The organism is Haladaptatus sp. AB643 (assembly GCF_024136975.1).
Classification (GTDB): domain Archaea; phylum Halobacteriota; class Halobacteria; order Halobacteriales; family Haladaptataceae; genus Haladaptatus.
The window spans coordinates 254913-280450 of sequence record NZ_JAMYJW010000002.1 but is presented as its reverse complement, the minus strand read 5'-3'; the positions used below and the strand labels follow the sequence as shown (position 1 = coordinate 280450).

At 60.5% G+C, this 25538-nt stretch carries 23 protein-coding genes; 15 read left to right on the top strand and 8 right to left on the bottom strand.

Annotation, left to right across the window (positions count from 1 at the left end):
• Positions 1-22: 22 nt before the first annotated feature.
• Positions 23-1048 (bottom strand): Gfo/Idh/MocA family oxidoreductase, encoded by a 1026-nt coding sequence (locus NKF25_RS06125; RefSeq protein WP_253225815.1) that lies wholly within the window; start codon positions 1046-1048, stop codon positions 23-25.
• 95 nt (positions 1049-1143) lie between these two features.
• Between NKF25_RS06125 and NKF25_RS06120 the strand changes: the two genes are divergently transcribed.
• The gene (locus tag NKF25_RS06120; protein WP_253225814.1) at positions 1144-2169 is read left to right on the top strand and encodes an aldo/keto reductase; all 1026 of its coding nucleotides are present in this window, start codon (positions 1144-1146) and stop codon (positions 2167-2169) included.
• A gap of 32 nt (positions 2170-2201) precedes the next feature.
• On the opposite strand, the gene NKF25_RS06115 is transcribed toward NKF25_RS06120, so the two are convergent.
• From NKF25_RS06115 to NKF25_RS06105, 3 genes are read right to left on the bottom strand one after another with little or no spacing between them, the layout of a single operon-like run.
• Entirely contained in the window at positions 2202-3080 is an 879-nt protein-coding gene (locus tag NKF25_RS06115) for an SMP-30/gluconolactonase/LRE family protein (RefSeq protein ID WP_253225813.1), read from the bottom strand.
• Positions 3081-3130: 50 nt separating this feature from the next.
• Positions 3131-3385 carry a hypothetical protein gene (locus NKF25_RS06110; RefSeq protein ID WP_253225812.1) on the bottom strand — a complete coding sequence of 85 codons (255 nt, stop codon included), beginning with the start codon at positions 3383-3385 and terminating at the stop codon, positions 3131-3133.
• Positions 3386-3387: 2 nt separating this feature from the next.
• On the bottom strand, positions 3388-4620 hold the full coding sequence (locus NKF25_RS06105) for an ABC transporter substrate-binding protein (protein WP_253225811.1): 1233 nt from the start codon (positions 4618-4620) through the stop codon (positions 3388-3390).
• A 321-nt stretch (positions 4621-4941) separates the two neighbouring features.
• Here NKF25_RS06105 and NKF25_RS06100 point away from each other — a divergent pair, with 321 nt between their 5' ends.
• The 8 genes from NKF25_RS06100 (at position 4942) to NKF25_RS06065 (ending at position 14939) form a co-directional block, all read left to right on the top strand.
• Positions 4942-6078 carry a sugar ABC transporter substrate-binding protein gene (locus NKF25_RS06100; protein ID WP_253225810.1) on the top strand — a complete coding sequence of 379 codons (1137 nt, stop codon included), beginning with the start codon at positions 4942-4944 and terminating at the stop codon, positions 6076-6078.
• Between the two features lie 9 nt (positions 6079-6087).
• On the top strand, positions 6088-7098 hold the full coding sequence (locus NKF25_RS06095) for an ABC transporter permease (RefSeq protein ID WP_253225809.1): 1011 nt from the start codon (positions 6088-6090) through the stop codon (positions 7096-7098).
• A gap of 2 nt (positions 7099-7100) precedes the next feature.
• Positions 7101-7895, top strand: a complete 795-nt coding sequence (locus tag NKF25_RS06090; protein ID WP_253225808.1) for an ATP-binding cassette domain-containing protein — start codon at positions 7101-7103, stop codon at positions 7893-7895.
• 192 nt (positions 7896-8087) lie between these two features.
• Positions 8088-8792, top strand: a complete 705-nt coding sequence (locus NKF25_RS06085) for a helix-turn-helix domain-containing protein (RefSeq protein ID WP_253225807.1) — start codon at positions 8088-8090, stop codon at positions 8790-8792.
• A gap of 112 nt (positions 8793-8904) precedes the next feature.
• Positions 8905-10842: an ABC transporter substrate-binding protein gene (locus tag NKF25_RS06080; RefSeq protein WP_253225806.1), complete on the top strand. Its 1938-nt coding sequence runs from the start codon at positions 8905-8907 to the stop codon at positions 10840-10842.
• Positions 10843-10984: 142 nt separating this feature from the next.
• A complete protein-coding gene (locus NKF25_RS06075) occupies positions 10985-11977 on the top strand; it encodes an ABC transporter permease (RefSeq protein WP_066147133.1) in 993 nt (330 codons plus the stop codon).
• Positions 11977-12888, top strand: coding sequence for an ABC transporter permease (locus NKF25_RS06070; protein WP_253225805.1), 912 nt, complete (start codon positions 11977-11979; stop codon positions 12886-12888). Before NKF25_RS06075 ends, NKF25_RS06070 begins: the two co-directional genes overlap by 1 nt.
• A complete protein-coding gene (locus tag NKF25_RS06065) occupies positions 12885-14939 on the top strand; it encodes an ABC transporter ATP-binding protein (RefSeq protein ID WP_253225804.1) in 2055 nt (684 codons plus the stop codon). The genes NKF25_RS06070 and NKF25_RS06065 overlap by 4 nt, the downstream gene beginning before the upstream one ends.
• 90 nt (positions 14940-15029) lie before the next feature.
• Here the strand turns inward: NKF25_RS06065 and NKF25_RS06060 are convergent, their stop codons facing one another.
• Complete coding sequence (locus NKF25_RS06060; RefSeq protein WP_253225803.1) at positions 15030-15728, bottom strand: lamin tail domain-containing protein; 699 nt, start codon at positions 15726-15728, stop codon at positions 15030-15032.
• 480 nt (positions 15729-16208) lie between these two features.
• Here NKF25_RS06060 and NKF25_RS06055 point away from each other — a divergent pair, with 480 nt between their 5' ends.
• Both NKF25_RS06055 and NKF25_RS06050 read left to right on the top strand, forming a co-directional pair.
• Entirely contained in the window at positions 16209-16355 is a 147-nt protein-coding gene (locus NKF25_RS06055) for a hypothetical protein (protein WP_253225802.1), read from the top strand.
• Complete coding sequence (locus tag NKF25_RS06050) at positions 16355-17782, top strand: hypothetical protein (RefSeq protein ID WP_253225801.1); 1428 nt, start codon at positions 16355-16357, stop codon at positions 17780-17782. Before NKF25_RS06055 ends, NKF25_RS06050 begins: the two co-directional genes overlap by 1 nt.
• 55 nt (positions 17783-17837) lie before the next feature.
• Here the strand turns inward: NKF25_RS06050 and NKF25_RS06045 are convergent, their stop codons facing one another.
• A complete protein-coding gene (locus tag NKF25_RS06045) occupies positions 17838-19337 on the bottom strand; it encodes a Coenzyme F420 hydrogenase/dehydrogenase, beta subunit C-terminal domain (RefSeq protein ID WP_253225800.1) in 1500 nt (499 codons plus the stop codon).
• Positions 19330-21036 carry a ferredoxin--nitrite reductase gene (locus NKF25_RS06040; protein WP_253225799.1) on the bottom strand — a complete coding sequence of 569 codons (1707 nt, stop codon included), beginning with the start codon at positions 21034-21036 and terminating at the stop codon, positions 19330-19332. The genes NKF25_RS06045 and NKF25_RS06040 overlap by 8 nt, the downstream gene beginning before the upstream one ends.
• Positions 21037-21364: 328 nt before the next feature.
• On the opposite strand from NKF25_RS06040, the gene NKF25_RS06035 reads away from it, so the two are divergent.
• Positions 21365-22048 carry a YjcZ family sporulation protein gene (locus NKF25_RS06035; protein WP_253225798.1) on the top strand — a complete coding sequence of 228 codons (684 nt, stop codon included), beginning with the start codon at positions 21365-21367 and terminating at the stop codon, positions 22046-22048.
• Positions 22049-22616: 568 nt separating this feature from the next.
• Here the strand turns inward: NKF25_RS06035 and NKF25_RS06030 are convergent.
• Complete coding sequence (locus NKF25_RS06030; protein WP_253225797.1) at positions 22617-23060, bottom strand: hypothetical protein; 444 nt, start codon at positions 23058-23060, stop codon at positions 22617-22619.
• 134 nt (positions 23061-23194) lie between these two features.
• On the opposite strand from NKF25_RS06030, the gene NKF25_RS24160 reads away from it, so the two are divergent.
• The 3 genes from NKF25_RS24160 to NKF25_RS06020 all read left to right on the top strand — a co-directional run bounded on the left by NKF25_RS24160 (position 23195) and on the right by NKF25_RS06020 (position 25383).
• Positions 23195-23326 (top strand): hypothetical protein, encoded by a 132-nt coding sequence (locus tag NKF25_RS24160; RefSeq protein ID WP_256490488.1) that lies wholly within the window; start codon positions 23195-23197, stop codon positions 23324-23326.
• A gap of 216 nt (positions 23327-23542) precedes the next feature.
• Positions 23543-24604: a Gfo/Idh/MocA family oxidoreductase gene (locus tag NKF25_RS06025; RefSeq protein WP_253225796.1), complete on the top strand. Its 1062-nt coding sequence runs from the start codon at positions 23543-23545 to the stop codon at positions 24602-24604.
• Positions 24601-25383: a sugar phosphate isomerase/epimerase gene (locus tag NKF25_RS06020; RefSeq protein ID WP_253225795.1), complete on the top strand. Its 783-nt coding sequence runs from the start codon at positions 24601-24603 to the stop codon at positions 25381-25383. The genes NKF25_RS06025 and NKF25_RS06020 overlap by 4 nt, the downstream gene beginning before the upstream one ends.
• Positions 25384-25538 lie beyond the last annotated feature (155 nt).

Below are 25538 nucleotides of genomic sequence, written 5' to 3'. Positions count from 1 at the left end.
CCAGAACCGCTTTCCCCCCGGTTCACGCTTGTTTCGCCTCGGAAACCAGACGCTGGACATCGACGGTTCGCTCTTCGGCGGCGGCCATGTATGCCGCCTCCGTCAGCGCAGTGACGTGGACGGCTTCGTCCGGGACGATCGGCCGTTCGCCGTCGTCGATGGCGGTGACGAAATCCGCCACCTTCCGTCTCGTCGCGATATCGAAGTTCGACTTCGTCCCCGTCGGTACCGTGTATCTGGTCGCTCCCTTGTGTTCGATGTACAGGTAGTCACCGGTGTACACCACACCGCCGCGTGTCCCCCACACGACGTACCCCTCGCGTGGATCCATCTCGACACCATCCCCCGTCACGGTGATACTCGCGATTGCCGCCCTCCCGTCCAGTCGCAGTCGTGTCGTGAGCGCCGCACTCACGTCGATGTCCGGCTTGGCGAACTCGATGGACGCAGTTGCCGTCTCCGGAACCCCGTTCGTCACCCACAGGAGCGCATCGAGGAGGTGTGAACCGGTGTCGTACAGTTGGCCGCCACCCGATATCGACGGGTCGACCCGCCACGACCCCCGATGTGAGGAGAACCAATTCTGTCCAATGTAACAGGCAACGGTGTGGACATTCCCGATACGATCGCTGGCGATGAGGTGCCGAATCATCTGAAAGACTGGATGAAAATGGCGCTGGTACCCGATTTTGAGGACACGGTCGTGTCGTCGTGCCGTTTCGACCAGATCGACGGCATCCCGTACGTCGGTCGTCATCGGTTTTTCCAACAAAACGTCGATTCCCGCTTCCAAGCAAGCGGTCGCTTGCTCGTAGTGATAGGCGTGCGGCGTCGCGATCACCATCCCGTCCAACTCCCCGCCATGCTCGTCGAGAAGCGTCCGATAGTCCTCGTACCCGGGCGCATCGAACTCGGATTCGAACACGGCACGCGCCCCCGTCGCTGTATCCGCGCCAGCAACGATGGTGACATCGTCCATCTCCGCTGCCAAATTCAACTCCAGTTGGCCGATTCCCCCGATTCCTATCCCTCCCATCCGTACGACCATGACTCTCACACACCGCGGTCGTGTAAAAACGTGAGGAGAGTGGACATCTTGTGGCCGGTAAGTTATTTTCCGTCGCTATCCGTATCGAGAAGTAGATGAACTATCGAACGCTCGGCTCGACGGGTACGAAAGTCTCGGAACTCTGTTTCGGCACGTGGCGATTCGGGAAACGCACCGGTGACGTCCTCGAAACGGACCGCGAGGAAGCACACGAACTGCTCGACGCCGCGTGGGAGAACGGTATCAACTTCATCGATACCGCAAACGTGTACGGCACCCCGAACGGCAGGAGCGAGGAGTACATCGGGGAATGGCTAGACGACCACGACCGCGAGGACTTCGTCATCGCCTCGAAGGTGTACTTCCCGTTCGACGGTTGGGGCGAACCCGGTCCCAACGACTCGGGACTCTCGCGTAAACATATCCGCGCCCAGATAGAGGGGACGCTCGACCGCCTCGGTACGGACTACCTCGACCTGTACTACATCCACCGCTGGGACGACGAAACCCCGATAGAGGAGACGCTGGCGACGCTGACGGAACTCGTAGAGGACGGGAAAGTGAACTACCTCGGCGCGTCCACGATGGCGGCGTGGCAACTCACGAAGGCGCTCTGGAAATCCGACGTGAACGGCTTCGAGCGCTTCGACGTAACCCAACCGCTCCACCACGCGGGCTACTACACGGACGTCGCCGATTTCCTCGACGTCTGTGCGGATCAGGATATCGCGGTCTGTCCGTACTCCCCGCTCGCGGGGGGCTTCCTGACCGGGAAATACGAACGCGCGGACCCGGACGACCCGAAGGCGGTGAAAGGCCCCGACGATGCCCGCGGGGATTTCGACGACATGTTCGGCGACTATTACGTCTCCGAGCGCGGGTGGAAAGTGCTCGACGCGATTCGATCGGTCGCGGACGAGGTGGATGCGACGCCTGCACAGGTGTCGCTTCGGTGGTTGATGGACCACGACGACTTCACCTGTGTTCCGATCATCGGCGCACGCACGCCCGAGCAGTTGGACGAGAATGTCGCGGCATGTGACATCGACCTCTCCGGGGAACAGTGGGACCGTATCATGGACGCCCGATACAAGGACGATGACACGCTCTGGGGGCACTGACCGTACTTACGGTGACTGTCCACCGTAACCGCTCACGGGGAGACGTCCGAGCGGAACTCCGGACGACCGGCGACGCCCGGCGAGAACCGAAACAGGGCACCCGCACCGTCGCCTTCTTCCTCCCGCGATCTCGGTTCGCCCTCACCCGGACCGAGAGCGGTCGTGACGTACGCGTCCTCGTATCCCTCGCCGCCGAACGTCACGCAGGAGACCTTCCGCGCGGGAAAGTCGATGCGTCGATCCTCTTCGCCGTCCGGCGTGTAGCGGACGAGACACCCCCCGTTCCAGTAGGCGGTCCAAACGTACCCGTCCGCATCGACGGTCATCCCGTCGGGACTTCCCTCCTCGTCTTCCGTATCGACGAACACGTCCCGGTTCGAAATCTCCCCCGTCTCCGCGTCGTACTCGAATCGATACACCGACTCCGCCTCGGTCTCGTTGAAGTAGAATCCGGAGCGGTTCGGGGTGAACCCCATCCCGTTCGGGATCTGCAACCCGTCGAGCACCTTCGTGATCGTCCCGTCGGGGTCGAGTCGATACAGACTACCGAGGTGGTCGTCGCTCGGCATCGTGCCGCAGAACACCCGTCCTTCCGGGTCGGCGATCACGTCGTTGAAGCGCGTGTCGCGTTCTTCCGGAATCTCCTCGATGACGGTCTCCGTCGTTCCGTCGCGCCAGATTTCGACCTTCCCGGCGTCCTCGAACAGCAGCAGCGATCCGTCCTTCTGGATGGTGAACCCGCCGATGGCGTCCGCCTCGTAGCAACGTTCGTGCTCGTCCGTCGCCGGGTCGTATCGAAGCAACTCGCCGTTCGGGATGTCGAGCCAGTAGAGGCGCTTTTCGTCCGGGTGCCAGAGCGGTCCTTCGCCGGTGTGATTGTGGGTATCCGCGACGCGTGTCGGTTCGGGCATGCGTTCCGTTTCGTCTGTGTGCCAGATAAAATTTGATGCGAGCGCTCCCGTCAGGTATCCAACCCTTCGACGATTCTGTCCGGGTCGATGTCGCGAGCGCGAAGGCGTTCCTCGATGGCACAAAGGGCCTGTATCGTCCGGTCGTCGATACCGTACTCCCGGAGGAGGAGGCTATTGCGTCGGTACCCATCGACCAATCGTTCGTCGGACCACTCGTCGTACGGTGACGCCGGGGAGGTCCCGACGTCACTCCGACGAAGGTTTCGATTCATCTTTTCGGCGATCCGGACGGTTTCGTCGACCATCGTTAGAAGTCCCCCTTGATGATATCCGCGACTTCTTGACGGTCGAACAGTTGTTCGTCCGCCGGGAACTCGGGGTACGGTCCGCCGTCGGAGGTGGACCACTCGCCGAACTGGTCGGGGTAGAACTGCTTGGCGCTCATCTCCAACTGGAAGAGGTTCAGGATCGGCCCCTGATAACGCGCCCCTTGCGGGTAGACGTGGCCGTTCTCGACCGCGGAAATCTTCGCGGCGACGGGATCGGATTCGAGCGTCGAGCGGAGGTCGTTCATGCTCACGTCCGGTTGCATCCCGCCGAGGAACAGTATCACGTCCGGATTCGCCTCCAACATCGCTTCCAAGTCGACCGTCGCCCCGGAATCGACCGATCCACCGAACGCATCCTTGGGCCGTAGCGGTCGCGTGTGTGCCGTCAGGAATCCCGGACTGACGACCGGATACGCCCAGATCTGCTTCGTCACGTCGCCGGCGGTGATCATCGCCACGCTCGGACGCTCGTCCTTCGGCGGGAGACCGTCTCGTATCGTTGCGAGAAGGTCGTCGTGAACGCTGGCGAGCGCCTCGTAGCGCTTCTCCTCGCGGAACACCTTTGCGACCTTCTCGAACTGCTCCCACAGGGTGTAGTACTGATAATCGCCGGTCCACTCGGAAGTCACCTTCTGCTCGCGCGCGCTCAACGAATTGCCGAACCACGGCGCGATGTTGTCGGCGATTTCGTCGATGTCCTTCATGTTCCAATTGTCGAGTTGAATCACCGACGCGGGGTCGGCCAAGTGAACGTCGCTGTCGAGTGCGTAGAGTTTCTCCTTGCTCACTTCCCACGACGGGTACAAATCCGACCAGTCCACCGAAACGCCCGGGAGACGAGGTGTGAACTGGTTCCACGTCGTGTCGTAGTACTCCGGCCCGTTGACGGCGTTGACGTCGTCGCCGCGGCCGAGCGCGAACGCCATACCGGTGTGATGTGACAACCGAGTGAATATCTTCTTCGGGACGGCATCGAACTCGACGGTCCCCACGGGGGACATCGTCACTGAGTACGAACCGTCCCCGGACGTCTTCGTCTCCGATTCCGTTTCGGTTGTCGTCGTGGAGTCGGTGTCGGTCGCCTGCGTCGTGGTCGTTTCGGATTTATTGCCGGAACAACCGGCGAGCAGGCCGCCGCCGATGACTGCGCCGCCGCCTTTGAGGTAGTCCCGTCGTGTCGGTGCATCGCGCGTGTCGCCGCCTTGTGGCATACGTTTTAGGCTCGCCTAAACCACTAAAGCAGTTTCGATTTTTTGGCCAGCCTAAAACACTCGTTTGGTGAGAATCACGGTCGTGTGGAAAGAACGATGATACCCCCCGTGGGACCATATCGACCGCCAACCAGCACGCCACCCCACCGACGCCGTTTCCTCGCCGTTATCTCGCCGTTCTATCGGCGTGACCGGCGGTCTTCGACCGTCCGGATCTTCTCTCAGTTTAAATCGCACTTTACTTCTAGATATTATATTGTATATTATACTATTCATATATTTATAATTAAGGTTATAACCATCCCTCCCACATCGTTAATGATGCCATCCGTTACCAGAAGACGATATCTCGCCGGCACCGGTGCGGTCACGCTCTCGGGCCTCGCTGGCTGTTCGGGATTTTTCAGTACCAGTAGCGGCCCCCGGAGCGGTGAATTGAACAAACTCGGTATCTCGATGTACGTTCGCGGCGGTTCCTGGATTACCGCGTTCAAGGAAGCCGCGGAGTTCTACTGCAAGGATCAAGGGATCAAAGTCGATATCGTCCCGAACCAACAGAGTGCCAACAAGCAGGCATCGGACATCCGTCAATTCGCGAATCAGGGATACGACGGTATCCTCGCGAGCATCTGGTCGACCGGTGCTATCAAATCCGCCATCGACTCCTCGGAGAAACAGGGCGTTCCGGTGTTCACTGCCAACGCGGACACGGCGAGTTCGAAGGCCAAAATGTACGTCGGATTCAGTAACACCGCAGGCGGGCAGAAATCCGGCGAGCAGATGATCAAGTCGCTGAAAGAACAGAAAGGCGGCAAGGACAAATGGCGCGTGCTGAACGTCCGCGGTCCGCAGGGGAACCAATCCGCGAACCAGCGCAGTCAGGGGTTCCTCGACGCCGTGAAGAAAAACGACAAGATCGAAGTGGCGGACACCATCAACGCGGAGTTCGCTCAGGACGAGGCCAAGAGCAAGGTGAGCCAGTGGCTCAACTCCAACGGTAACGTCGACGGCATCTACTCAGCCAACCTTTCAATGGGGCTCGGGACGAAGACGGCCGTCGAACAGGTGGGAAAACTGAAGAAGAAAGGGGAGAAGGGACACATCGTCCTCACGCAGATGGACGGAAGCCCGCAGGTCAACCCGCTCGTCAAAAAGGGGTACATCGACGCCGCCGTCGACCAACCCAACTACTTCTACATGCCCATCGCCATCGAGTACATGCGCAAGTACATCGAGAACGGCGACGATGCGATACCGAAGGTCGGAAAGCAAGTCTCGAAGAGCGACCTCAGTGTCAAAGCGCATAAGCACAAGGGCGTGGACCTGTGGAAGAAGGCCATCTGGAGTCCGGCGTCCATCAAAAAGCAGAACGGTCACCCGTGGTTCCAGACGAACAGCATCGTCATCACGCAGGAAAACGCCGACAAACCCTACCTTTGGGGGAACATTTGGGGCTGATCGAGATCCATGAGCACATCAACTAGTGGGATTCTCGGGCGGTTCGCCGACGATTCTGAGGACCTCGTCCTCACGTTGCTGGAGTACATGATCTGGCCGATCCTCCTCCTCGTCGTCGTCTGCGTGGCGGTGCTCGTCCCGAACACGTTCCGGAACATCATCTCGGTCCAGTTGATCCTGTGGCAGGCGGTTCCCATCGGACTGCTCGTCCTCGGGGAGAGCATCTGTCTCCTCTCGGGTCACTTCGACCTCTCGGTCGGGGCGATAATGGGTTTCTCGGCCATGTTCACCGGGATGTTGCTCGGCAACTGCCCGAGTTGCTGGGGCGTCATCGGGAGTCCGGCGCTCGGCTTCGTCATCATCCTCGTCGTCGGGGGACTGATCGGCGTTTTCAACGGCGCGATGATCAGCAAACTCGGCATCAACCCGTTCCTGCAGACCCTCTCGACGCTCATCATCCTAGAGGGGGCGAAAACCGCGCTCAACACACAGCCCGTTCCCGTTCCCAAGGGCTACCTCGTTCCCGGTTCGATTCCCAACCTCGCCATCCTGCTCACCCTCGTCGCCTTCGTCATCGTCGGCTACGCGATGAAGTACACCGAGTTCGGGCAGGAGGTGTACGCACTGGGAAGCGACAAGGATTCGGCGCGTGCCGTCGGCGTCAACACCGACCACATCACCATCGCCGTTTACGCGATCAGCGGAGTTCTCGCCGGACTCGCCGGATTGATGAGCACCGGCTACACCGGTGTCGTTCCACCGCTCATCGGGGAAGGGCAGGTATTCCCCGCGTTCGCCGCGGCGGTGATCGGCGGTATCAGCCTGTTCGGTGGCCGAGGGAAGATTTCGGGCGCGCTCGGCGGCGTCCTCCTGCTCGGCGTGATTCAGGCGGCCCTGAACATCAGCGGCGTTCCGGCGACGCAAGTGCAGGTCGTCAACGGTTTCGTCCTGCTCGTCGCCATCCTCCTGTACAACACGCAAGAAAGCATTCGAAACCGCATTCTCGCGGCAAGCGCCTGATTATGAACGCGAACCCCAACGAAACGACCCGAACGACGGCGGAACCGGACGTGAAAATGCGGTTGGAAGGCGTGGAGAAGCGCTTCGGCCGCATCGTCGCGCTCGAAAACATCGACCTCGACGTGTACGAGGACCAAATCTTCGCGCTCGTCGGCGACAACGGTGCCGGAAAGTCGACCATGATGAACGTGCTGTGCGGCGTGCACGAACCGACGGCCGGTCAGTTGTACTTCGACGGCGAACCGGTGTCGTTCTCCAACCCGAACGACGCTCGGGAGACCGGGATCGAAACCGTGTATCAGGATCTGGCCCTGATGAACGACCTCGACGTCGCCACGAACATCTTCATGGGACAGTTCCCGAAGCGTGGCGTCGGACCGCTCAGCGTCATCGATTGGGAGGAAACGTACGAACGCGCCGACCACATCATGTCGGACCTGCTCGGCCGCAACATCGACGCGGAAACCGAAGTGGAGTTCCTCTCCGGCGGGCAGCGGCAACTCGTCGCGGTGGGACGCGCGCTCGCGTTCGACCCCGACGTCATCATTCTCGACGAACCGACCAGCGCTCTCTCGGTCGATGCGACCGAACTCGTTTACGAAACGATTCGGCGATTGCAACAGGACGGTCACACCATCATCATCGTCAGCCATAGCTTGGAGACGGTCATGGAGTACGCGGACCGTATCGCGGTTCTCTATCAGGGCGAACTGGTCGAAGTCGAATCCACGACCGAAACGGACGTCGAGACGCTTACCGAACTGATGATCGCCGGAACGGCGTCGTCGGGTGACTGAGAAGTAAATCCGTTTTCGGTGGACGTCGTTTCCGTCGTGTGCCACCCAATCAGCCGACCACACCCGTCGTCCGATACCGATTTTCCACCGGTCGTACCGATCAGACACCGGCAATAGTTCGACGGTGTCGAGGAGAAGACAAATCCGCGAATGATAGTAACTTATATTCTCGCGCACTGGATGCCGGATACGATGCTGCGAGTGGAATTCCGAACACGACCGACCGGTGTCATAGAACACCTCGGGGATCTGATCGACGGTGTTCGGAGCGTCGAACTCGACAACGCATTTTACATCGAGGACGGAACGTGGATCGAGTCGCTCACCGTCTCGGCGACCGATTCGTTCGATTTTTCGAGTATCTGTGAAGCCATCTCCGGCGTCAGTATCTTCAACCGTTCCCCGCTCCCGACCGGACCGATGGGAATTCAATCCGAGCGGGCGATCATCACCGCGAGGGAACCGTATCCATCGATACTCGGACTCGTCCTCAGGAACGAAGCGATTCCGAACCGAATCGTCCTCGCCAACGATCAAATCACGGTCGTCGCGACCGTCCGCGATTGGGAGCAGTTCAGGGAGTTGGGTGACGATATCGAGCACAAACTCGGCACGTTCGGCTTGGAGAGCGTCACGCAGGTCGATACCATCGGCGAACCGCTCGACAGCGGCCGATTGACGGCTACCGTCCTCTCGAAACTCTCCGACGAACAGCTCCAGACGCTCGAAACCGCGTACGAGATGGGGTATTTCGACGTCCCGCGACGGACCTCCGCGACGGACGTCGCGGACCGCATCGGCGTCAGCCAATCGAGTTTCAGCGAACGGCTCCGACGAGCCGAACGGAACCTCGTTTCACTTCTCTTCGGTCCGACCTCGTCGGAGGCCGACGGCTGAATATCGTGCTCGAAACCTTGCCATAACTTCATACCCCATTTAAAGAAAAATCCATATCGGACCCCTTCGGACATAGGACCATGAATCAAGAGTATATAGAGCACCAATGTCCATGGAAGAACATGGGAGATCAACAGAGGCAAACGGTCAGGAGGGGACGCTCTCACGCAGGAGATATCTCTCCACCGCTCTCGCTACGACGGCCGCAGTCGGGTCGTTAGCTGGGTGTAACGGCAACGCCGGAGAATCCATCGCGGCGAACGTCCCTTCGGGCGTCCCGCACTCGGTAGAAACACGGTACTGGCACGATTGGCCGACCATCGACGCCGACGCACCTGGAATGGAGTACACGGCATCGGCAGGTGCACGGCTCGATCCGATCACGGTCGAATATTCGAGCGAGGACGACCCCTGGATGCGCGAACACGCGCTGATGTTTCGGCGCGCACTCGGCGACTTGGGGGCTCCGATGAAGCTCATCGACCGGCCGCTCAACCAGTTGTACGCACAGAGTTGGGAGACCGGCGGCCTCGAAAACATGATTTCGATGAGTTCGCAGGGTCCGGACCCGCAGCGTGGACTCGACCCGAACCCGTTCCTGATGCGGTTGTACGAGGAGAACTCCTCGAACTACACGAACTACTGGGACGACCGGATCAATCGGCTCCTCGAAAAACAGCGCCAGATGACCGGCGAAGAGGAAAAGCGCAAGAAGCTGGTTTCGAAGGTTCAGCGGCTGTTCGGCGAGGACGTCGGCGACATAATCACGCTGTTTCCGAACGTGATCACGGCTGTCAACACCGACAAATGGAAGGGATACGTTCCGACGCCCGGAAACGGGCCGACGGGCGATTCGTTCCAGTGGACGGAGGTGAACCTCCAACCGAAGACGAACGAGCGGACGTACGTGAAGGGGGTTTCGACCTCGATGAACTCGCTCAACCTCCCCTGGTCCGCCGGTGGGGCCGAGGAGGCGCGTCTCAAGTTCATCTACGACGGACTGTTCGACGCGTCCCCGTCGCTCGAAGTGATCCCCGGATTGGCGACGAGCGCCGAGTTCACCGGCGACACCACCGTCGAAGTCTCGCTTCGAGACGGCGTCGAGTGGCACGACGGGAAACCGTTCAGCGCCGACGACGTCGTTTTCTCGACGAACCTCTACATCGAGAAGACGTCGACGAGTCAGGGGACGTTTTACGAGCCAATCGAGTCGGTGGAGAAACTCTCGGACTCGCGGGTCCGGTTCGAACTGAAACGCCCCGACGCTTCGTTCACGACCCAGCGCATGGTCCGGAGCATCATCGTTCCGAAACACCGCTGGAAGGACGTCGAAACGCCGTCGCAACACAATCCGGGCTCCCCCGTCGGAACCGGTCCGTTCCGGTTCGAGGATTGGGACCAAGGAACCCGATTCGCCGTCTCGCGCAACGACGGCCACTGGATGTTCGACGACGAGTGGCGACGGAACCACCTCGGTGACGCCGCCGTGAGCGGTCCGGGAATCGAGCGCGTGGTCTGGATCAACGTCGGGAACATCGACGCGATGATCGGGGCGCTGAAAAACGAGGAACTCGACGCCATCGGGACGACGCTCTCGAACACGCAAGCCGACCGGGCCGCGAACTCGGCCCACATCGAACGGATGTCGACGAAGAACTTCGCCCCCGTCGCGGTGAAGCTCATGCACTCGAACCCGCTGATTCGGGACAAGGAGTTCCGCGTTGCCCTCGCCAAATCGCTGCCAAAGCAACAGTTCGTCGACGACGTGCTGCTCGGCGAGGCGACGGTTCCGGACGGCGAGAACTACATCTCGGAACTGACGAAGTGGCACGCAACGGGCGTCAAACACTACGAGTACGAGCCGAAACGCGCGCGGAGAATCCTGGAACGGGCGGGTTACATCTGGGACGACGACGGCGTAATGCACTTCCCGAACGGGAAGGCATGGAAAGCGTTCGTCGAACGAACCAAACCCGGAAAGACGCACGAACGCCGGACGGAACTCGGCCAACCCGACTTCTCGGACGAAACGAACACGACCACAACATAAAAACACATGACACGAACCCTTTCGACCACGACGACGGTGACAATCGACCGTTTCCACCCCGTCTCGACTCGGGTTTCGATGCCCGAGCGTGACGTGAACCGACCGCACGACCGGCGGGCCGCTTCGCATCGGAGGCAGCGCGATGAGTGACTTCCGACGGGTGTTCCTGAAGCGAATCGGCATCGCGGCGGTGCTCACGCTCGTCGCCGTCACGGTGATTTTCGTCGTCCTGCGAATGCTCCCGGGTAGTCCGTTCGAGTCGCTGATCACCACCGGCAATCTGAACGAGGCACAGGCTCACCGGATCATGGCGTTGTACGGCCTCGACAAGCCGCTCTGGCAGCAGTATCTGCTCTACCTTCGGAACCTGCTCACGTTCCAGTTCGGCTACTCCATCCTGCAGAGTCGGCCGGTGTGGGATATCCTCGCCCCGAAACTGGCGAACACGCTCGTCCTGCTCGTTCCGGCGCTGATAACGACGGCCGTCCTGAGTTCCCTCTTGGGAATGGTCGCCGGGTGGAACCGCGGTTCGGCGCTCGAAACGGGGAGTATCCTCACGACGACGGCGCTCCGCTCGACCCCGGTGTTCATCACCGCCATCCTCTTCATCATCCTCTTTTCCTACACGTTGGACCTCACCCCCGCGTTCGGCATGCGCGACATCACGGCGACGCCCGACGGGTTGGGCGCGACCTATCTCTCCGTCGATTTCCTTCACCACTACGTCCTCCCGTTCACCGTCGCCGTCCTCTACTACAGCGGCGATTTCCTTCTCCTGGCGCGAAACGGCGTCGTCGAGAAACAGGGGTCCGAGTTCCTCAAACTGCACCGGGCGAAGGGGTTGTCCGAGTTCGAACAACTCCTCCGCGCCGGTCGGAACTCGATGCTTCCGATACTGACCTACTTCGCGCTTCGACTCGGGATGATCTTTCAGGGGCTCATCCTCCTCGAAGTCGTCTTCGGGTGGCCGGGTATCGGACGGGAACTCGTGCTCGCCATCCAGCAACAGGACTATCCGTTGGTTCAGGCGGCCGTGTTCATCATGGCGCTCGCGGTCATCGTCATGAACCTCGTCGCTGACCTCCTCTACGCCTACTTCGACCCGACGGTTTCGGCCACCGGAGGTGCCGCCTGATGAGCACCGAATCCGTCTCGTACCGCACTCGCCTTTCGGACCGAGCCAGCCAAATCCAGTCCCAACTCCTGTTCCTCGCCCGGGACCGCCTCGCGCTCGCGGGAATGTTAATCCTCGGCGCGTTCGTCTTCCTGGGTCTGTTCGGACCGTATCTCGCACCGCACGACCCGATCATCTCGGACGTGCACACGAAGAACGGCGAGATCATGCGGTTGGCGTCGCCGAACGCGGCGGCCCCGTTCGGCACTACCGAGTTCGGCAAGGACGTGCTCAGCCAGTTCCTGGCGGGCGCACGACCGACGCTCATCGTGGGTCTGATCGGCGGCGTCGGAACCGGCGCGCTCGGGTTTCTGATCGGCCTCGTGAGCGGCTACTTCGGCGGGTGGGTCGACGAACTCCTGATGCGGTTGACCGACCTCACGTTCTCGCTCCCGTTCATGCCGATGGCGTTGTTGCTGTTGACGTTCGTGACGCCCTCGATTTGGCTCATCACGGCGATCATCGTCCTCTTCCTCTGGAAGATGCCCGCTCGCGTCGTTCGGGCGGAAGTCCTCTCGGTCCGCGAGCAGACGTTCGTTCGCTCGGCGCGGGCGAGCGGTGCCGGTCACCTGCGGACGATGTTCGTCCACGTCGCGCCGAACGTCCTCCCCATCGGGTTCCTCTACGTGGCCTACGGCGTCGCGTGGGCGATTGCCTCGCAGGCGAGTCTGGCGTTCCTGGGCTTCGGCGACCCGACCTCAACGAGTTGGGGGCGGATGCTCAGGATGGTGTTCGAATCCGGCGCGATCCGAGTCGCCTGGTGGTGGGTCGTCCCACCGGCCGTCGGTATCGCCGCCGTCACGACCGCAGTGTTCCTCATCGGCCGCGCGTACGAGGAAGTCATCAACCCCGAAATTCAATCAGACAAATGACGCTCTTGGAGATAACCGACCTCGAAGTCGAGTACCGAACGCAGAAGGGATCGATCCACGCCGTCAACGGCGTCTCGTTCACCGTTGACGAAGGTGTCAACTACGGCCTCGCGGGCGAAAGCGGGTCCGGAAAGTCGACGGCGGCGGAAGCCGTCCTCGGCTTGCTTCCCGATAACGGCTCCGTCACCGGTGGCGAAGTCCTGTACAAAGGCCGGGACTTGCTTTCGCTCTCCGAACAGGAACGGCGGGACATCCTCTGGGAGGAGATAGCGTACATCCCACAGAGCGCGATGGACGCCCTCGATCCCGTCATGACGACCGGCGCACAGATCCGGCAGGCGATTCAGAAACATCGGAACGTCTCGAAGCCGAACGCCCGCGAGAGGGTGCGAGAACTGTTCGATCTGGTCGGTCTCGACCCGAACCGAATCGACGATTACCCGCACGAGTTCTCGGGCGGGATGCGACAGCGGGTGACCATCGCGATGGCGCTCGCGCTCGAACCGGACCTCATCATCGCCGACGAGCCAACGACCGGGTTGGACGTCATCGTCCAGGACAAGATCATCGAGACGATTCTCGACATTCAGGAGCGCGTCGATAGCTCGTTGTTGCTCATCACGCACGAAATCGGCGTCATCGCCGAGACCTGCGACGAACTCTCGATACTCTACGGGGGGAAGGTGATGGAACAGGGGAGCACGGGCAACGTGCTCATCAATCCGACGAACCCGTACACGATGGGGCTGAAGAACTCCTTCCCGGAGATCGAATCCGGGACGGAGGACGCGGTGTCCATCCCCGGGTCACCGCCCGACTTGGCCACGCCGCAGACCGGCTGTGCGTTCGTCGAGCGGTGCCCGTTCGCCGACGAGACCTGCGAAGCGTCCCATCCGGAGTTCGTGGACCTGCCGAATCGAAACCAACGCTCGGCCTGTCACCACGTCGAGCGCGCCGCACAGATCCGACGTGAAGCCCGGAAACCAGAGACGTGGGGCGTCGAAACGGCCGAGGATGAGATACGGACGGAGCGGGACGTCATCCTCTCGGTTTCAGATCTGGAGAAACACTACGCACAGAGTCAGCCGCTGATGGATAAATTCCGGGGGAACGAACCGCCCAAAGTCCGGGCGGTGGACGGCGTTTCGTTCTCGGTCTCCCGGTCGGAAATCCTCGGCATCGCCGGTGAGAGCGGCTGTGGGAAATCGACGCTCGGCGAGACGGTCGCGCTCCTCGAAGAGCCGACCGGCGGCGAGATACTGTTCGATGGCAAGTCGGCGTCGGAGTATCAGAGCGGCGAAATGAAGCAGTTCCGGGAAAAGGCACAGATCGTCTTTCAGGACCCCTTCGACTCGCTCAATCCGCGGATGACCGTCTGGAAGCTCGTGAGCGAACCGCTCACGATCCACGACCGAAACCCGGCCGACCGCGAGTCCGTGGTCCGGGAGACGTTGGAACGGGTCGGACTGACGCCCCCCTCGAAGTTCCTCGATCAGTATCCGCACGAACTCTCGGGAGGACAGCGCCAACGCGTGGCCATCGCTCGGGCGTTGGTGCTCGACCCAGACTTCCTGGTCTGTGACGAACCGGCGTCGATGCTCGACGTCTCGTTGAAAGTCAACCTGCTCAACCTCCTCCGCTCGCTCGCGGACGAGGAGGACATCGGAATCATCTACATCTCACACGACTTGGCGAGTCTCGCCCAGGTGTCGGACCAACTGGCGATCATGTATCTGGGTCGAATCGTCGAAATCGGCGACACCGAACGCGTCGTCGATGAACCGCTGCACCCCTACACGGAACGGTTGCTCTCGGCGACGCCGGAGAAGGACCCGTCCACCGACCGCGACCGGGTCACGCTCGACGGGGAACCGCCAAACCCCATCGACCTCCCGTCGGGGTGCGTCTTCGCGCCACGGTGTCCGAAAGCCCGCGAGGAGTGCCGAGCCACGGACCCCGACGTCGATACGACGGGAGACGACGACCACTCCGCGGCGTGTCTCTTCCCGGTCGAAGGCGAGTTGATCGACCAACCCTCCTCGTCCGACTGACGTCCGGCTATCCGCTTTCCTCCCTCATCGGGATTCGATACGCACACCTGCTCGGTTACGAGCGAAACAAAAGGTCGATCGTAGGTCGGCTCAGCAGCCGTCTTCGGAATCGTCTTCCGAGGACGAGTCCTTCGAATCGGAACCGCTGGATTCATCGGATCCGTTATCTTCGGTGTCTTCGCTTCCATCGGATCCACCGTCGTCACCCGACTGCTCGTCGTCTCCCGACTGATTATCGTCACCGGATTGCGTGTCGTCGGACGAATCGTCACTCGACCCATCTTCGGAATTCGATCCGATAGGGGCGACGTCGTAGTCCGACGACGCCACCACCGTCCCGTCCTCATCGAGTAACGCGATCACGTCCGAATCGTCATCGGCGATCACGTCGTGGTCGTAATCGAACTCCACGAAGTTGTTATCGCCGGGATTGATCTTCTCGTCATCGACGGCACCGGTCGCCACGTAGAGGTACATACCGGGATCGATGGTGCTCCCCTCCGGGAGTTGCCGACGTTGATCGACGTCGTCGTTCCCGTATTCGAAGTCGACCCAGTACCCGGACGCGTCGTAGGTCTCGCTGCCGTCGTTGCCGAAGACGACGAACTCGTACTCGGGGTCCGAATGTTTGAAACTCACCGCCGGACCGAGCGCATCGTCGTGGCCGTCGCCCTCGTTTTGATCCTCCGATGTTCCCGCTCCCGATTGGCCCAACACCTGCGTCGTACCGAGACCGAGTGCCGTCAGCGTTCCTACTCCTGCCAGTACCTTTCGACGATTGCTATCCATAATCCAGTCAATCGGTTGTAGTATTCCGGCAAATACTTTGTGTCCGATTGGGATTCCGATAGATTATCGAAAAATCGCTTTATGAACAACAGCGATCTGATCGTAGAACGGTAATTGATCTGTCGATTAATCGTCTCCGATTGCTGCTGTCCGTAGCGACACTCGGGTCCCTGCACGGCACGACGGGATTCGATATCGTCGTCACGAAAATGTCCCAATATCTACTAATAACCTTTCACCGAAGATAGGTGACGTCAGTAACCGCCGTGGTCACCGACTCTAGATTCTTACGAGAAGGGACGGTTCCCACGTTCCGTGTGACAGCCCTGTGGAGATTTCACGACCAAATCCATACTTGGACGACTTTATTTTTAATCAGCCAACATCAATAAGTATCTCTGGGATACTCGCTAACGAGTAGCACTCCTTGACGACGATTCGGCGGAAAAACGCAAGGAGACGTGAAAATAGGACGAAATCATGACTGTAATCGGCCTTCCAACCACGACGTTTGTAATGATCATCGCGACGCTCCTCGCGGGTAGTTTGGGAGCGATCCATTACGTTGTCGTCCACAAAGTGATGGGGAAACCGTTCTCGGACACCGCTCGCGGGGGGACTGACTGATGGTGAATCGAACGTATCTCGCCGCGTTCGTTCTCTACCTCCTCATTGTCCTCGCTATCGGCGCGTGGGGATACCTGAAAACGAACACGAAGGACGATTTCTGGGTGTACGGCCGAAACCTCGGGAAGTGGCTCGCGACCTGGTCGCTCGTCGCGAACTTCTTCAGCGCCGTCGCCGCTATCGGCGTCATCGGCGAATTTTCGAAGACCGGCTACGCCATCATGGTCGGCGTGAACTTCGGACTCGCACTCGGCATGAGCGGCCTCTATTTCGTCTCGCACAAGATACGGGAGTTGAACAAGGTGACCCTCTCGGACATCGTCGCGAACGTTACCGGTCGGCAGTATGCCCGTCCCGTCACTGGCCTTCTCCTATTGAGTAACGCGTGGGTGTATCTCGTCATTCAACTCGTCGGCGCGAGCGTGTTGGTGACCGAAATCACCGGCGTTCCGTACGAGTACATGGTGTGGGTGATCGGTCTCGTCTTCATCGTCTACACGGTGCTCGGCGGGTTGGTGAGCGTCGCGTGGACCGACCTCCTTCAGGGAACCGTCATGGTCGCGCTGATGACGATCGCGGTGGTGTACCTCGTCACGGATTTGGGCGGCCTCACGGCCATGAACCAACAGTTCGCCGCCATCGACCCCTCCAACGTTACGCCGCTCGGCGGTGGATCGTACACCCTGATCACCATCGTGAGTTCCATCGTCGCCTTCTTCGGGACCATCTTCACGGGCCAGAACGTCATCATCCGCATCAACGCGACGAAGGACATCGAAACGACGAAATTCCACATCGCCGCCGGTGGCGTCATCATCGCGATGTTTCTCGTCGTCACGTCGCTCCTCGGTGCCGCAACCGGCGTCGCGCTCCACAACGCCGGGATAACCGTCTCGAATACGGACCGGGCGTTTCCCGTCCTCATCATGCGGGTCCTCCCCACCACGCTGGGAACCATCGTCATCCTCGGGATCATGAGCGCAATCCTCTCGACGACCGACACGCGGTTACACTCCATCGGGGTCACGCTCACGCGGGACATCTACGACTACTTCAACCCGGACACGTCCGACGCCCACCAACTGAAAATTTCGAGGGCCGCCACCATCGGATTCGGACTTCTCGCGACGGCCATCAGCGCGTCCCCGCCCGGATCTATCTTCGACCTGTACGATTTCAGGGCGGTACTGCTGACCACCGGACTTCTGGTTCCAGTGTACGTCGCGCTGTACTGGCGGGGAATCGACGGCCGAGTCATCCTCTCCTCGATGGTGCTCGGAGCGGTGTTCGGGATCAGTACTAAGCTAACGGGAGGCACACTACTGGGCGTGCCAGCGACCATCCTCGGCGTCGGTATCGCGATGTTGGTTCTGGTCGCCGGACAGGTCGTCATCGGTCAATCCTCCCGAACGACGCCGGTCAACTGAGAACCATCCTCGTTCCGGTCCAGCGTTTGAGGAGGGTGACGGGGACGAAACCGAGTTAGTGGTCCGCCTCGTGCGGATTGGGTTCGGTGCCGTACTGCTCGGCGTGATCCGTGTACTCGATGAACCGCGGCGCGTCCGGATCGAACTGCCGTTCCAACGACGAGAACGCGTTTTTCTTGTCCCAGCTCTGTAGTTTACCGATCGCTTTCCGACTGTAGAGGTCCTCGTATTCGAGGTCGGGTTCGGCCAACTCCCACGCTTTCAGTCCGGTTTCGGTCCGGACGATGACGCTCGAATACTCGTTCGGGCTGCCGACCGAACCGACGGTGAGGTCGGCACAGTAGCCGGTGAAGTCCGCACATTCGTCACAACCCTTGAGTGTGGCACCGTGGAAGTTCTTGATGGATTCCTCGACGATGAGTTCCTCGTCGTGGTCGTACACTCGAAACTCCCCGTCGAGAACGTCGAGTTTGCCGATCTCCTCGGGCTGAATGTCCCGCTTTTCCTGCAGTTGGTCCCCGATAAGCCGCTCGTAGTTGAAGTTCTTCGTGCACATCAGCGCGATGGTGTACTCGATGGCGCGAACACCATCCTCGTGGGACTGGTGGTCCCACGCGAAATCCTGGAGTGCACGGATCCCTTCGATCTCACACGGCGTCCCGACGAGCGCAAGCGAGAGGTCCTCCGGGTCCTTGTCCGGAAGCTGTTCCTCCCACTGCTCCATGTCGAGGTTGCCGAGCGCCATCGTCTGGTTGTAGAAGCTCCCGGCGTTCTCGATCAACTCCTCGCGGCTCGTCGCGAGGAAACTCTCGGCCTTCCACGGCTCCTCGTCGGATTCCGTGGCGACGAGCGCCCCGTCGATTTCACCCGCTTCGAGGAGATGCACGAGGACGGATGTCACGATCCCGCCGTCCTGTGCGTTCGCCCGCCAGCTATCGGAAACTTTTGCCGAGAACTCGGTGATCGGATCACCCGCACCCGACACGTTGTCGTCGCCGCCGGTGATCTTCCACTGTCGTTCGTACCGGAGGCCGCCCCGAGGACAGAAGTCCCAACAGAGCGAACACCCCGTACACATCTTCACCAGTTCCGGCAGGCCGTCGTCGCCGATGCCGATAGAATCGGACGGACACGCCGCGACACACGTCCCACACTGGATACACCGGTCCTCCTCGATGACCGCCTCGTCCAACTCCATGAACCACGTCTTCTCGTCGGGCGTGTCGATGTCGTTCATCTCGCTCCGGATGGAGTACCCCGGCGTGTCCAGTTCGACGCCCTCCGGGACGCCGGGTCTGGCCGTCGGATTCGCGTCGGAGCCCTCGACGTCCTGACTCGTTCCCACCGTGGGTTCGGTGAACTGGATCTCGCCGAGGCTCCCGTCGGCATCGACGTTGCTGGGGGTGCTCCCGCCGTCCGAGCGGAGCCGTGGCGGAGACGAACCCGCCCCGTCTTCACCCACGGCACACGTACATTGGCCGTTCTCACAGCAGTCGTCCGTCGAATCGGCCGAACCGGATTCGCCCGGGACGCCCGGGAATCGCCGCTCAGTCATCCTGCGCCACCCCCTTCGAGACGGGGGCGTCTGCACGGCGCATGATGTCGCGGAGGCGGTCGTTGCCGACCCGGCGATGCCACTCGTAGAAGCGTTCGCCCTCGACTCGGTCCTCGACGTACACCTCGAAGAGCCGTTCGAGCGCGGGGATGACCGCGTTCGCGGGAACCGCTGTTTCGACCCAGTCGATGAACTCGTTGTCAGCACCCAACGAGCCGCCGAGGCCGACGTCCATCCCTTCGACCACCGCGTCGCCCTCCTCGTTCGTGGTCTCCTCGGAGCCTTCGACCTTCACCGTCTCGCCGCGGAAGCCGATGTCCGCGATTTGTGGTTGGGCGCACGACGCCGAACAGCCACTCATGTGCATCCGAACGACGTCCAACCCGTCCGGCGTCTCGACCCGCTCGTCCAGTTCCTTGGCCCACCGTCGGACGCGCTTTTTCGTCTCGATGATGCCGTAATTGCAGAACTCCGACCCGGTACAGCCGACGGCACCGCGCGAGAACGGGCCGGGGTCGGGTTGGTAATCGCGTGCGAACGGTTCGTCGAGCAACTCGGCGGTACGGTCGGCGGGCACGTGGGAGATCAGGAAGTTCTGATCCGTGGCGAGACGAATCGTCGCCTCGTCCGTCCCGTACTCCCGCGCGGCCCGGGCCGCTTCGGCGAACTCGTCCCCGCCCATGCGTCCCGCGATGACGTTGAACCCGACGTACTGCAGTCCATCCTGTTTCTGGTCGTGGACGCCGACGTGATCACCCGTGTAGCTCTCGCTGAGGTCGGTACCACGGGATTCGAGGGGGACGTCGCATCGCTCGCGAACCGCCGCTTCGAAGTTCCCGGGACCGAGTTGTTCCACGAGATAGCGCATCCGACAGACGCCGCGGTTGTTCCGGTCGCCGAGTTCCTTGAACACCTGCGCGACGGCACGGCAGAACTCGACGGCGTCCTCCGGTTGGATGAAGACGTCGAGCGGGGACGCCATCCGTGGCCCGTCGGAGAGGCCGCCGCCGACCTTCACGTGGAAGCCGTAGTACTCCTCGCCGTCGATCCGCTTCCGGGCGGGCGTCAGTCCGACGTCGTTGATCTGTGACTGGGCACAGTCCTCCTGACAGCCGGTGATGGTCATCTTGAACTTCCGCGGCAGGTTCGCGTACTCGCGGTTGCCCGTGAAGAAGCCCGAAACCGCGTCGATGACGGGTTGTGCGTCGAAACATTCGTGCTCCGACAGCCCAGCGGCCGGACATCCAAGCACGTTCCGAGCACCGTCACCGCAGCCCTGGACGGTAGTGAGACCGACCTCGTCGTAGCGCCGCCAAATCTCCGGCAGATCCTCGATCTCGATCCAGTGCATCTGAATGTCCTGCCGTGTCGTGATGTCCAGATAGGCGTCTCCCCACACGGGATTCTGCTCGTCGCCACCGTGTTCCGCGGGTGCGGTGGCGAACTCCTCGGCGACTTCGCCGATGACTTCGGCTTGCTCCGTGGTGAGGCGACCGCCCGGGGCCTTCGTGCGAAGCATGAAGTAATCCTCGTGTTGTCCGTGCGCGTATAGCCCGGCCCATTTCAATCGTTCCCACTCGCCGTCCCCGGCGCGCGCTTCGATTTCGTCGAAGGACAATCCTTCTTCGGCATACGCGTACACGTCGTCGATGACGTCGAGCGGGTGTTTCTCCTGTTTCCAGCGTTCGACTGTATTCATGTTGTGTGTTCTCCTCGGCATCCGTCCGCGTCGGATGCCAAACGAGTGGCTGCTAACTTCTAGCGCACTATCTAAACACCCCGATTGGCTTTGACCTCGGCATCGAGGCAGTATCTGTTGCTGGTCCTCGAAACCAGCTATTCTTGCACCTATCTCTCACAACATACATCAGAAAAAACCCATTAGGGCTCGTCCCGTCGCTGTCAGGTGGACAAATACGGCTTCGTAGGCGACTCTTGTGATCGGGCGGCGTGAAGGGAGTTCTTTGTTACCGAAGTCAGGAGATGAATAACTAAACTACTGTTTGTCGTTAGTTCGGCGACAACGAATGACCGACGAAACTTCTCCGAAAACGGACGCGGACGGTTCACCAACCCAACGAACGCGACGCGCACTCGTTCAGCTCCTCGGCTCGGCGGTCGCCATGGGGGCCTTTTCCGGGTCCGTTACCGGTAGTGGCACCCACGACACCTACTGCACGGACACCGGTCACGAGGGGAAACGCAATGATCGCTTCGAGGTGACCGGTCTCTCCCTCTCCGATGACGAATTCCGCCTCGACAGGTTGCGGTTCGCACCGACTCTCGATGGTGAGATGGAGGAGTTATTCGCCATCGAAGGGTTCGTGGCGACAGTCACGAACGGGAAGGTGATCCGGATGGACGTCGGTTCCGTCGAAATTCACCACGACTTCCTCGACGCCATCGCGGGGGTACTCGACTCCCTCGCGGAAGGAGACGTTCCCGACGAATTCGATACCCCTCCAGCGGCGGTCCATGCATATCTCGATCGGATCGATACCCGGGAGTTCGAGCGTCTTCGAGCGACTTTGGAGAACGAAGGTGGTGCGGATGCGCTCGAACGCCGCCTTCGGAGCGGTGTCCGAACCGAGACGGACTCCGACGGGTACGCAGGGGGATTCGTACTGATTTTGGTCCTTTTCATTCTGCTCGTCATCATCGGTGCGGGCTTCGGTAGTGGGATCGATCACGCTTCCGGGATGAATCGCTGACAGTGACTGGTAGTCGAAAGTCGGAGCCGATATGGACGCGGAATCCGGACGTCTCGAACGGTACGGATCGTTCTCACAGGAACCCCGTCTCGGTTCGTGGGAATCACTCGCGTTTCGATTTTCGAATTTCCTTCAGTTGAGGGTGTTCGGGTCGGTCGAAACCTCAACAGCTTCCGTGATTCCGGAACTCGTCGCTGTCACACTTCGAACACTGGGTCGGATTCGAAATAAACGTCGTACCGCACTCCTGACATTCGAATATATCTCCGAATCTTGACGAATTCTCGTCCACTTGTTGGGAGGGTTCTTTCGAGCTGAATGCGTCTCGTAACTGGTGAAGGATTTCCATGGGTTGGTAGGGGATACAGGTGACTCGTATATAGTTCTTCATTCTCGGAAAGTTATAAAATAATTGTCCACGCATCCAGGAATAAATATCGATATATTGCTGTATGGATGCAGTATGTCCAACAATTGTGCTGGGGTTCGTCGCGAGATGGGTCAAAGGATGAGGGCACCCGGAAAATGGGCCCGTGGCTTGTGGCCCGCCGGGTGCACTGAAACGCCGTCAGTGACCGACGGTGACCCCACCGATGTGCACTCCGAGTTCCGTGAGATCACCGTTCGTCGGGAGGACTATCGTCGTCGGTTCGACGATAATCGTAATATCGCCCATCGGTGTCGGTACCGTCGCCGCACCGGTTCCGGCGACCGTCACCGTCGTATCGCCCTCGACGATTGTCACGTCACCATCCGCACCCGCATGAGCGGGAACGACTGGCGTCACCGGCGCGTCGGTGGGACTGTCGGTAACGAGTGAACCGAGCCAAATTCCACCGAGGAACACTGCAAAGAGGAGACCGACCACCACGGCCAGGGTGACGACGACCCCGAGAACGGTGCCGACGATTCCCCGACGGTTCGACCGGCGAGTACGACGCCGGGCGTCCTCGTATCCTTCGTCGTAGCCACGGTCGTATTCTGTTCCTCTCCCCTGTTGCTTATCCGTCATTATTACTACCCCCGTGGAGACTGTCCGGTACGAACTCCGTGCTCCATCGCTGAACGGAGAACGAACGTCGATGAGATGCGTCACGTCGTGGGCGCAAGGACTCGTTCCTCCGACTCGGAGTATCACCCCCCTACATGGTCATCGACTGCATCGCGTCCGCCGTGACGTATCCCACACTCCCGTGGTTCGTCGGTATCGGTCCGCGACGGGCGTGTCTCCCGCTCGACTACGTGTCCCCCACTCGACTGTTTCTATCGCCCGCGTAAACGAGGAGATTCGACTCCTCCTTCCTCCACTAGTACATATACGCTCACAATCATAATAAAGATTTGTAGCCGCTGGTGAAGGTTCCCGTCTTCGAAGTTCGAACCCGGCGACGTTCCCCTGTGTCCATAGATATTCGATGAGTATCGAATATCGACTGATTCGATCAAATTTGAGGAAGACATTAATTGGGGGTGTCGAACGAGAGTCGCGTGAATATGGAACAAGAGATAATGATCTCCTCCGAGACGGAAGGTCTCGACACCGAGAACCTCCGAGCAGCAGTTATCGGCACCGGAGCGATCGCGCAGCGACTTCACCTCCCGGCATATCGAAAGAGCGAACAAGTCGACCTGGTCGCCGTCTGTGACGTCGAGGAGAAGAAAGCCGCGACCGTCGCGGCGGAGTTCGGGATCGGATCGTACTACACGGATTACGTCGAAATGCTCGAATCCGGTGCCGTCGATGCCGTGAGCGTCTGTCTTCCGAACCATCTGCACAAGGAAGTCGTCTGCACCGCGCTCGAACACGATGTCCACGTTCTCTGTGAGAAGCCGATCAGCACCTCCCTGACGGAAGCGGACGCGATGATCGACGCGGCGGACGCCAGCGACGCGTTCCTGATGATCGACCAGACCGAACGGTTCAACCCGGTGTACGAGAAGACCAAGGAGATACTCGAAAAGGGCGTTATCGGCGACTTACTGTCGGTGCGAAGTCGGTTTAGCCACCCCGGCCCGGAGGGTTGGTCACCCCGTTCGACGTGGTTCACCGACGCGGCGACGTCCGGTGGCGGCGCGCTCATCGACATCGGCGTCCACAACGCCGACCTCGTCAACTATCTGTTCGGCTCGGTTTCCTCCCTCTCCGGGTACAGCGACACGCTGTCGATGGATGCTGACGTCGAGGATACGGCCGTCGCCGCTCTCCGCTTCGAAAACGGTGCCCTGGGAACCTTCGAGACGGCGTGGCGAACGGACCCCGAGTCCATCGAGATGCAAATCGTCGGCGAAGAGGGCGTCATCTACGTCGACAAAGTCGCACCATCGCTCAGGCTCGAATTGGGCAACGACTGTGGGACCGTCGACGTTCCGATTCCGGACCGATCCAAGTACGACGGTCCGGTGGAACACTTCATTCAGTCGGCGAAGGACGACAGCGAGCCAACCGTGACGGGACGGGACGGCAAGCGTGCACTCGAAGTGGTCATGGCCATCTATCGGTCGTCGGAGTCCGAGAACCGGGTTCACTTCCCGCTCGAAACGGAGGCGGAGGAATGAAGCTCGCCTGCAGTTCGTACTCCTACCACGACGAACTCGAAGACGGAATGTCCCTGGAGGAGTTCCTCGAAATCTGTAGCACGGAACTCGAAATTTCGGGGGTCGAACTGCTCGACGGCCACCTTCCGGGCGACGACGAGGAGACCATCGCGGAGGTCGGCGACCTCCTCTCCGAGTATGATCTGGAACTCGCGTGCCTGTCGGTCTTCTACAACGACTTCGCCAAGGGGACGCCCGAAGAGCGACGTGAAGACGTCGAGGTGGTCAAGACGTGGCTGGACCACGGCGATCAACTCGGCGCGCCGGTACTTCGAGCGTTCACCGGATTTCCGGGGCTCCACGACCGCGAACACGACGACCCGCAGGTGTGGACGGACGTCTCGACGTGCCTGCAGGAGTGTATCGACTACGGTGAAACCGTGGAGACGACGCTCGCGGTCGAAAACCACAACCACGATGGTCTCATTCGAACCGCCGACGACATCTTCCGGATTCGAAGCCTCGTGAACGGCGACCTCGGTCTCGTTCTGGATTTGGCGAACTACGTCGACGGGAAACCGTCTATCGACCGGACGCTGCACTTGGCGGACCACGTCCACGCCGCCTACGACGACCTCGCGGCGGACGGCTCCGAACCGAACTACCCGTACTACGACGAATCGCTGACGGCGCTTTCCGAGCGCGGCTACGACGACTTCGTGACGCTCGAATACGAGGGCGAAGCGGACGACTTCGAGGCCGTACCGCAGGCCATCGACTATCTTCGTAGCTGTCTGTAGCGCTTCGACGACGTCCAAATCGACGATTTTCCCCGCTCGATGTGGGTCGGTACGTCGCCATTCGTCCCTCGGTTGGGAATGTTAGTAATCGACAATCTACTGCCCTTTTCGTTCAGTTATTCCTCTTTTCTTCGGCGAACACATTACTTGCTGGC

What these genes read in the sequence shown, in the direction of transcription:
- NKF25_RS06125 (WP_253225815.1), bottom strand. Translation starts at nt 1,048, where the DNA reads ATGGTCGTACGGATGGGAGGGATAGGAATCGGGGGAATCGGCCAACTG.
- NKF25_RS06120 (WP_253225814.1), top strand. Translation starts at nt 1,144, where the DNA reads ATGAACTATCGAACGCTCGGCTCGACGGGTACGAAAGTCTCGGAACTC.
- NKF25_RS06115 (WP_253225813.1), bottom strand. Translation starts at nt 3,080, where the DNA reads ATGCCCGAACCGACACGCGTCGCGGATACCCACAATCACACCGGCGAA.
- NKF25_RS06110 (WP_253225812.1), bottom strand. Translation starts at nt 3,385, where the DNA reads ATGGTCGACGAAACCGTCCGGATCGCCGAAAAGATGAATCGAAACCTT.
- NKF25_RS06105 (WP_253225811.1), bottom strand. Translation starts at nt 4,620, where the DNA reads ATGCCACAAGGCGGCGACACGCGCGATGCACCGACACGACGGGACTAC.
- NKF25_RS06100 (WP_253225810.1), top strand. Translation starts at nt 4,942, where the DNA reads ATGCCATCCGTTACCAGAAGACGATATCTCGCCGGCACCGGTGCGGTC.
- NKF25_RS06095 (WP_253225809.1), top strand. Translation starts at nt 6,088, where the DNA reads ATGAGCACATCAACTAGTGGGATTCTCGGGCGGTTCGCCGACGATTCT.
- NKF25_RS06090 (WP_253225808.1), top strand. Translation starts at nt 7,101, where the DNA reads ATGAACGCGAACCCCAACGAAACGACCCGAACGACGGCGGAACCGGAC.
- NKF25_RS06085 (WP_253225807.1), top strand. Translation starts at nt 8,088, where the DNA reads ATGCTGCGAGTGGAATTCCGAACACGACCGACCGGTGTCATAGAACAC.
- NKF25_RS06080 (WP_253225806.1), top strand. Translation starts at nt 8,905, where the DNA reads ATGGAAGAACATGGGAGATCAACAGAGGCAAACGGTCAGGAGGGGACG.
- NKF25_RS06075 (WP_066147133.1), top strand. Translation starts at nt 10,985, where the DNA reads ATGAGTGACTTCCGACGGGTGTTCCTGAAGCGAATCGGCATCGCGGCG.
- NKF25_RS06070 (WP_253225805.1), top strand. Translation starts at nt 11,977, where the DNA reads ATGAGCACCGAATCCGTCTCGTACCGCACTCGCCTTTCGGACCGAGCC.
- NKF25_RS06065 (WP_253225804.1), top strand. Translation starts at nt 12,885, where the DNA reads ATGACGCTCTTGGAGATAACCGACCTCGAAGTCGAGTACCGAACGCAG.
- NKF25_RS06060 (WP_253225803.1), bottom strand. Translation starts at nt 15,728, where the DNA reads ATGGATAGCAATCGTCGAAAGGTACTGGCAGGAGTAGGAACGCTGACG.
- NKF25_RS06055 (WP_253225802.1), top strand. Translation starts at nt 16,209, where the DNA reads ATGACTGTAATCGGCCTTCCAACCACGACGTTTGTAATGATCATCGCG.
- NKF25_RS06050 (WP_253225801.1), top strand. Translation starts at nt 16,355, where the DNA reads ATGGTGAATCGAACGTATCTCGCCGCGTTCGTTCTCTACCTCCTCATT.
- NKF25_RS06045 (WP_253225800.1), bottom strand. Translation starts at nt 19,337, where the DNA reads ATGACTGAGCGGCGATTCCCGGGCGTCCCGGGCGAATCCGGTTCGGCC.
- NKF25_RS06040 (WP_253225799.1), bottom strand. Translation starts at nt 21,036, where the DNA reads ATGAATACAGTCGAACGCTGGAAACAGGAGAAACACCCGCTCGACGTC.
- NKF25_RS06035 (WP_253225798.1), top strand. Translation starts at nt 21,365, where the DNA reads ATGACCGACGAAACTTCTCCGAAAACGGACGCGGACGGTTCACCAACC.
- NKF25_RS06030 (WP_253225797.1), bottom strand. Translation starts at nt 23,060, where the DNA reads ATGACGGATAAGCAACAGGGGAGAGGAACAGAATACGACCGTGGCTAC.
- NKF25_RS24160 (WP_256490488.1), top strand. Translation starts at nt 23,195, where the DNA reads ATGGTCATCGACTGCATCGCGTCCGCCGTGACGTATCCCACACTCCCG.
- NKF25_RS06025 (WP_253225796.1), top strand. Translation starts at nt 23,543, where the DNA reads ATGGAACAAGAGATAATGATCTCCTCCGAGACGGAAGGTCTCGACACC.
- NKF25_RS06020 (WP_253225795.1), top strand. Translation starts at nt 24,601, where the DNA reads ATGAAGCTCGCCTGCAGTTCGTACTCCTACCACGACGAACTCGAAGAC.